General features: G+C 51.4%; 8 protein-coding genes and 1 pseudogene. All 9 read left to right on the top strand.

The genetic code is table 11. The features are described 5' to 3' along the window. Nucleotides 1-372 precede the first annotated feature (372 nt). Nucleotides 373-699: an integrative conjugative element protein, RAQPRD family gene (locus LGZ98_RS22830; protein ID WP_228939707.1), complete on the top strand. Its 327-nt coding sequence runs from the start codon at nucleotides 373-375 to the stop codon at nucleotides 697-699. Next, nucleotides 696-932 (top strand): TIGR03758 family integrating conjugative element protein, encoded by a 237-nt coding sequence (locus tag LGZ98_RS22825; protein WP_113044259.1) that lies wholly within the window; start codon nucleotides 696-698, stop codon nucleotides 930-932. The genes LGZ98_RS22830 and LGZ98_RS22825 overlap by 4 nt, the downstream gene beginning before the upstream one ends. 41 nt (nucleotides 933-973) lie before the next feature. Then, nucleotides 974-1,360, top strand: a complete 387-nt coding sequence (locus tag LGZ98_RS22820) for a TIGR03745 family integrating conjugative element membrane protein (RefSeq protein WP_229015710.1) — start codon at nucleotides 974-976, stop codon at nucleotides 1,358-1,360. Nucleotides 1,361-1,378: 18 nt separating this feature from the next. After that, the gene (locus tag LGZ98_RS22815) at nucleotides 1,379-1,756 is read left to right on the top strand and encodes a TIGR03750 family conjugal transfer protein (protein ID WP_065389845.1); all 378 of its coding nucleotides are present in this window, start codon (nucleotides 1,379-1,381) and stop codon (nucleotides 1,754-1,756) included. Next, nucleotides 1,753-2,409: a PFL_4703 family integrating conjugative element protein gene (locus LGZ98_RS22810; RefSeq protein WP_113044260.1), complete on the top strand. Its 657-nt coding sequence runs from the start codon at nucleotides 1,753-1,755 to the stop codon at nucleotides 2,407-2,409. The genes LGZ98_RS22815 and LGZ98_RS22810 overlap by 4 nt, the downstream gene beginning before the upstream one ends. Nucleotides 2,410-2,468: 59 nt before the next feature. Beyond that, the gene (locus LGZ98_RS22805; protein WP_229015713.1) at nucleotides 2,469-3,329 is read left to right on the top strand and encodes a TIGR03749 family integrating conjugative element protein; all 861 of its coding nucleotides are present in this window, start codon (nucleotides 2,469-2,471) and stop codon (nucleotides 3,327-3,329) included. Continuing rightward, complete coding sequence (locus tag LGZ98_RS22800) at nucleotides 3,319-4,797, top strand: TIGR03752 family integrating conjugative element protein (protein WP_113044262.1); 1,479 nt, start codon at nucleotides 3,319-3,321, stop codon at nucleotides 4,795-4,797. Before LGZ98_RS22805 ends, LGZ98_RS22800 begins: the two co-directional genes overlap by 11 nt. Nucleotides 4,798-4,822: 25 nt before the next feature. Beyond that, nucleotides 4,823-5,242, top strand: a complete 420-nt coding sequence (locus tag LGZ98_RS22795) for a TIGR03751 family conjugal transfer lipoprotein (RefSeq protein ID WP_113044273.1) — start codon at nucleotides 4,823-4,825, stop codon at nucleotides 5,240-5,242. Next, nucleotides 5,242-5,490: pseudogene (locus LGZ98_RS22790) on the top strand (conjugal transfer protein TraC); the annotation flags it as partial. The gene LGZ98_RS22795 and the pseudogene LGZ98_RS22790, both read left to right, overlap by 1 nt.

Here is a 5,490-nt window from a genome sequence, read left to right as displayed (position 1 = left end):
TTGGTTTGATGAGTGTTAAATAATTCCTCTAATTTAATATCGACTAATAGTACCTCTAATACACCATTTAATTACAGTTTTTGATGTCGGATTGTACTTATTAGTCGAATCCGCCTACAGAAAATATTATCTATAAAGTTTGAATAAACGAACGCTTAATGATCTGTTATACCACTTAACTCCTTTGTTGTATTAGAAAGCATCAATTATCAATTCTATTATCTTATCAACCAGATGAGAGGGAGATAGTTTTATACCCTAAGTTCAGATATTCAAAATTTTTAAAATCAGATAAACAATTATTCACTGTAATCGTTACTCTTTTTCGTCACTCTGTTGATGTATATATCTACGCAGATTTAGGGTAATGCTATGGTTTATTTCCGTTTATTTTCCCATAGTCTTTTTGTCCTGACGATACTAATGAGTTGGCCTGTGCTGGCTGGGGAAAAAGATGAGCTGGCCACCACACTCAAACAGCTTGACCAGGTGCAGGCCAGTTTGGAGCGTGCCCGGGTTTTGGCCGTTCAGGAGGGGCAGGCAGACCGTTTTTATTTTGATTATCTACGTGCTAACCGGGACCTCAATATTGTCCGTGAAGGCATTAACCGCTATCTGACCCCCTCCCGCGCCCAACCCGGGATTTCTGCGGCTGCGCTGGATGTGACCGGTCAGTATCGTCAGGAGCGAATACGGTGAATGAGGTACAACGCAATGCATTCAGGGCGGCTTCCGGCAATCTCGATCCCCATATGATGCAATTTCTCTGTATCGGTTTACTGATAGCGGTGCTGTTTCTCTGGGCCGCATGGGGCATGGTAGACGTCTGGCAGGGCTGGGCCAATGAAAAGGTCCGTGAAGCGGCGATGAACCGTTTTGTCATTCGTGTGGCGTTGTTGCTGGTGATGGTTATCTGGATGTTTGCCAGCTAATCGGTTTTTTTTAACCTGTAATGGAAAAAAGGGAAAATGAAATGGATCTGTTAAACCGGGGATGTCAGTCACTGTTCCGCCTGTTTGTCCGTATCAATACCTGTGCAGTGTCACTCAGTGTGCTGGCTTATCTGGTTTGTCAACCCGTGACAGCGGCATTGCCAACGGTTGAACCGCCTTCCAGCGGGAGTGGCGGTGGTATTTTTAATACCGTCAAAGGTTACTTGCAGGACGGCATTGTGATAGGCGGGCTGGTCGTTGCCGCGATCGCGTTTATCAATGTGGCGACTGCGGCAATCCATACGTTTTCTGAAGTTCGCAGTGACAGAGCCTCCTGGACTAAATTTGGCGCGATTGTGGTGGTTGGCGTGGTGCTGTTAGTGGCGGTTATCTGGCTACTGGGCAAATCAACGTCCATTCTCTTTTAACCCCAGGGAAGCGTCAGTATGGTTCAGACTATTCGTTTTTTACCTGACCGTCTTAACGCCGAACCTGTCGTGTTCCGGGGATTTACTACCCCAGAGCTGGGCTGGACGGCATTAACGGGACTGATAGCTGGCATGGTCATTGGCTTGTTACTGGCACCGGTAACGGGTTGGGTGATGATACCGACGGTGGCCCTGATTGCGCCGTTATTATTGATTGCCTTTGGCGGCAAATACCTGGCCCGGATGAAACGCGGTAAACCGGCGCATTATCTCTATCGACGGCTGGAGGTTAAAAAGCGGGGCTGGGGTCTGGGTGACCCGTCACTGATTATCACATCACAACGCTGGTCGTTGCGCCGCCATCACCGGGTAATGGCCCGAATGGGGCGGTTATGAGCCGTTTTCGTCATGCGATTCAAAACCGGGACCAGCATATCCTGACGTTACGCTCTGCCTGTGGTGTGCTGGTTTTGTTGTTGTTACTGAGTCTGAGTGGCTGGATGATGGTGCCGAGAGCGTTAACCATTTATACGCCGCCGGATGTCCGTAGTGGTAGTACCCGCCCGTGGTGGCAAGTGCCAGTCTCCCAGGTCTATGCCTTTGGCTTTTATATTTTTCAGCAACTGAATGCCTGGCCGAAAGACGGGGAAGTCGATTATCCAGCGAAAATAGCGGCGCTTTCTCCTTATCTGCCCCCCTCCTGTCAGGCATTTCTGGAACAGGATGCTCAAAATCGGTCACAAGTGGGTGAGCTAAAAGATCGCGTGCGGGTGGTATATGAAATTCCGGAACGGGGCTTTCGTGATAGCAATGTGACGGTGAGGGACCGGGATAACTGGGTTATCCGGTTAGATTTAGTCGCCGATGAATATTTTCACGCTGAGCCGGTCAAACGGGCACTGGTACGTTACTCAATTAAAGTCACCCGTTGGCAAGGGGATGCAGAACGTAACCCATTCGGTCTGGCGCTGGATTGTTATGACAGCACACCACAACGGTTGGAAGCAGCATCGCAGCCGGCACCGGCGAGAAAGGGGATATTCCAGTGAAAAAACAGGTACTCGTCGAGTTATTGGCATTGACCGCATTATTATTCGCTGGGCTGGTGATGGTTTCACCCGTTGAAGCCGTGGAGTTGATGAAGTGGGAGCGTATCCCGCTGCCGGTTGCCTTGCATGTTGGACAGGAGCGGGTGGTTTTTGTGGATAAAAATGTCCGGGTAGGTTTTCCGAGTGTGCTGAATGGAAAATTGCGGATACAAAGCACCGGTGGTGCAGTGTATCTGTATCCGAGTGAAACGTTTACCCAGACCCGACTGCAACTTCAGGATGTGGAAAGTGGTGAAGTGATTTTGCTGGATGTGACAGCCACAAATGGAAAAGGTCCCCTTGAGCCGGTTCGGGTGGTGTACCACGGGGACGTGATTACGTTGACGGACGACCATCAGATTCATCATGGTGCCAAAGGAGATAACACGTCAGCAACGTCTCCCTCTCTTGCCGGTGAACGTCAGGCCGCCCGGCGTCAAAAACCGTCCTATACGGCTCCGCTGCCGGTGGTCCTGACCCGTTATGCTGCGCAGAGTCTGTATGCGCCGTTGCGTACAGTAGAAGCTGTTCCCGGCATTCACCCGGTATCATTGGCGCTACCAACCCGATTGACCACATTGTATCCCTCTGCGCCGGTAATAGTCTCCCCGTTAGGGGGCTGGGGTGTGGATAACCTCACTGTGGTGGCGCTGAAAGTGCGTAATACCCACCGTGAGAACGTAGTGCTTGATCCACGCAGGTTGCAGGGGCAATTCATAGCAGCGACCTTTCAGCATCGTTGGTTGGGACCGTCAGGTACGCCAGAAGACACGACTACCGTCTATTTGGTGGTGAAAGGTCGGCCTGACCGTGCCTTTCTGCCTGAACCGGTGAGGTCAAAAACGCCCATGAAGCGACAAGGAAATCCCCATGCAAATTAAGTCAAACGGTCTGGTGAAGTGGGTCGTGCCTGCTTTTGTTATTGCAGGGCTGGCGGTGGGTATCAAGAGTTGTCGGCAATCAGAGACGCCTGTCAGCCAGACAGTGAGTCATCAGGCTTTGGCGGAACTGTCTTCCGGGGAGCTGCGGGCATTGGGGATTGAGGGAGATACCCCGGAAGACACGTTGCGTACCCTGATTGGAGCTTTGCGCAGTATCCGTGTTCAGCAGGCGGCGCTGGAAAAACAAAACGCACAATTACTGGCGGACAATGAGAAATGGCGAAATGGGAGTCAGCGCATGACTGACCAGATTAACCGGGTGGTAGCGGGTACCCGTGAGGAAACAGAAAAGCAACAGCAGGTATTGAAAGCGGAGCAGCAAACGCTGTTCAGCCGACTTGACCAGTTGACCCGTCAGTTAAGCAATAAGGGCTTGAATATAAACAACTCTCTGGTTGAGCATGATATTCCGCAGGGATTAGGATTGGACAATACTGGCCAAAATACGACTTCAGACGGAGACAGGCTGGTCTGGATTACCCCACAGGATGGGTTACCAGCTGACTCACAGGTTGCAATGAGCGGTCAGTCAGCGACTCCCCGTTTTCCCGTGTCATTTCTGGAAGACAATACATTGAGCCGTCAGAAAGTGGCATACGACGGTATGACTAAAAATCAGCGAGCCATTACCGAGGGTCATACAAACGAGGCTATCCGGCCCGTTTATACCCTGCCCGAGAATACGACGCTGGTCGGCAGCCAGGCGATGACGGCATTATTAGGCCGGGTACCGGTGAATGACAAAGTCACTGACCCGTATCCTTTTAAGATACTGATAGGTAAAGATAACCTGACTGCCAACGGCATTGAACTGCCGGACGTGGAAGGCGCGATTGTTTCGGGTACGGCTACCGGTGATTGGACCTTGTCTTGCGTACGCGGCAATGTCACCTCTTTAACCTTTGTCTTTGCAGACGGCACCGTCAGAACCGTACCGAAATCGGATAATCGCACCAATGGCAGCCATCATGTTCAGGATAATGATGGCAGCAGTATCGGCTGGTTGTCTGACGATAACGGTATTCCGTGTATCAGCGGGACACGAAAATCCAATGCAGCCAGTTACTTGTCAACCTTATTGGCTCTTTCTGGTGGTACAGCAGCCGGTGATGTGCTGTCACAGAGCCAGCTTACCACCCAGACTAACGGTTATGGCGGCGCGACGTCATCACTGACCGGGGATGGCGGTAAAGCGGTTTTGGGGCAAGCTGTTGCCGGAGGATTTAAAGCCGTGTCGGAATGGATCAAAGCCCGTTACGGCCAAACCTTTGATGCCGTCTACGTGCCGCCGGGAGCCAGCGTGGCGGTACATATTACCCAACAAATCCCCATTGATTACGACACACAGGGGCGCAAGGTGAAATACCCCTTTAGCCTGGAACAGGAGAACAGCGATGGGCTGGACTGAGAAAGTGAATATCTGTGGAGCCGGTATGTGCAGCGTCAGATTGAAATCAGGTTGTTGGGTTTGCCTGCTCGTAGTGACGACGCTCCTGACCGGTTGCAGCACGTCCAAAGAGGACATGTTGCCATCGGGAGACCAGACTATGCTGGCATTGTGGCAGGGAAAGGCCGCGTCGTCACAGATGACTCTGGAAGCCCGTCAAGTGCTGCGTCGGGGGATCAATGAACGGGAGCAGCAGATTTCGCCTGACTATGCTGAAAGTTATAGTCGTACACAGGAAAATGAAATCAGTCAAACCTTCCCACGGTTACCTAATCCGGACATGGTGATGTATCTCTTTCCCCATTTGGTGGCGGGAAATTCGCCGGTGCCGGGATACAGCACGGTGTTTTCGTTTTACAGTCAGGTGCAGTATGCCCTGCCGGGTGAGCGGACGGTGGCATTGTGATGTGGGCGTGGTTGAATAAAGTTCGCTCGCGTAAAGCGGACAACCACTCGGCATCCCTGAGTGAACCGGCGGTCATATTATCGCCTTCTGTCGGAGTGGCCGGGCGTGAACCTATAAAGCGGCCCGGCAAAATGACGCACGCTGATGAAGTGGCATTGTATAACTCTTCACCGTCTATCATTGATTATTTGCCCTGGGCAGAATACCTGGACGAGGAAAAGTGTCTGTTGTTGGATGACGGTCTGTCA

The organism is Photorhabdus kayaii (genome assembly GCF_025384895.1).
Lineage (GTDB): Bacteria > Pseudomonadota > Gammaproteobacteria > Enterobacterales > Enterobacteriaceae > Photorhabdus > Photorhabdus kayaii.
Note: the sequence above shows the minus strand (reverse complement) of the source record. Positions and strands in the feature narration are given on the sequence as shown.

Bases quoted from the DNA above. Each gene is read 5' to 3' on its own strand.
- LGZ98_RS22830 (WP_228939707.1), top strand. From the start codon at position 373: ATGGTTTATTTCCGTTTATTTTCCCATAGTCTTTTTGTCCTGACGATA.
- LGZ98_RS22820 (WP_229015710.1), top strand. From the start codon at position 974: ATGGATCTGTTAAACCGGGGATGTCAGTCACTGTTCCGCCTGTTTGTC.
- LGZ98_RS22815 (WP_065389845.1), top strand. From the start codon at position 1,379: ATGGTTCAGACTATTCGTTTTTTACCTGACCGTCTTAACGCCGAACCT.
- LGZ98_RS22810 (WP_113044260.1), top strand. From the start codon at position 1,753: ATGAGCCGTTTTCGTCATGCGATTCAAAACCGGGACCAGCATATCCTG.
- LGZ98_RS22805 (WP_229015713.1), top strand. From the start codon at position 2,469: ATGGTTTCACCCGTTGAAGCCGTGGAGTTGATGAAGTGGGAGCGTATC.
- LGZ98_RS22800 (WP_113044262.1), top strand. From the start codon at position 3,319: ATGCAAATTAAGTCAAACGGTCTGGTGAAGTGGGTCGTGCCTGCTTTT.
- LGZ98_RS22795 (WP_113044273.1), top strand. From the start codon at position 4,823: ATGTGCAGCGTCAGATTGAAATCAGGTTGTTGGGTTTGCCTGCTCGTA.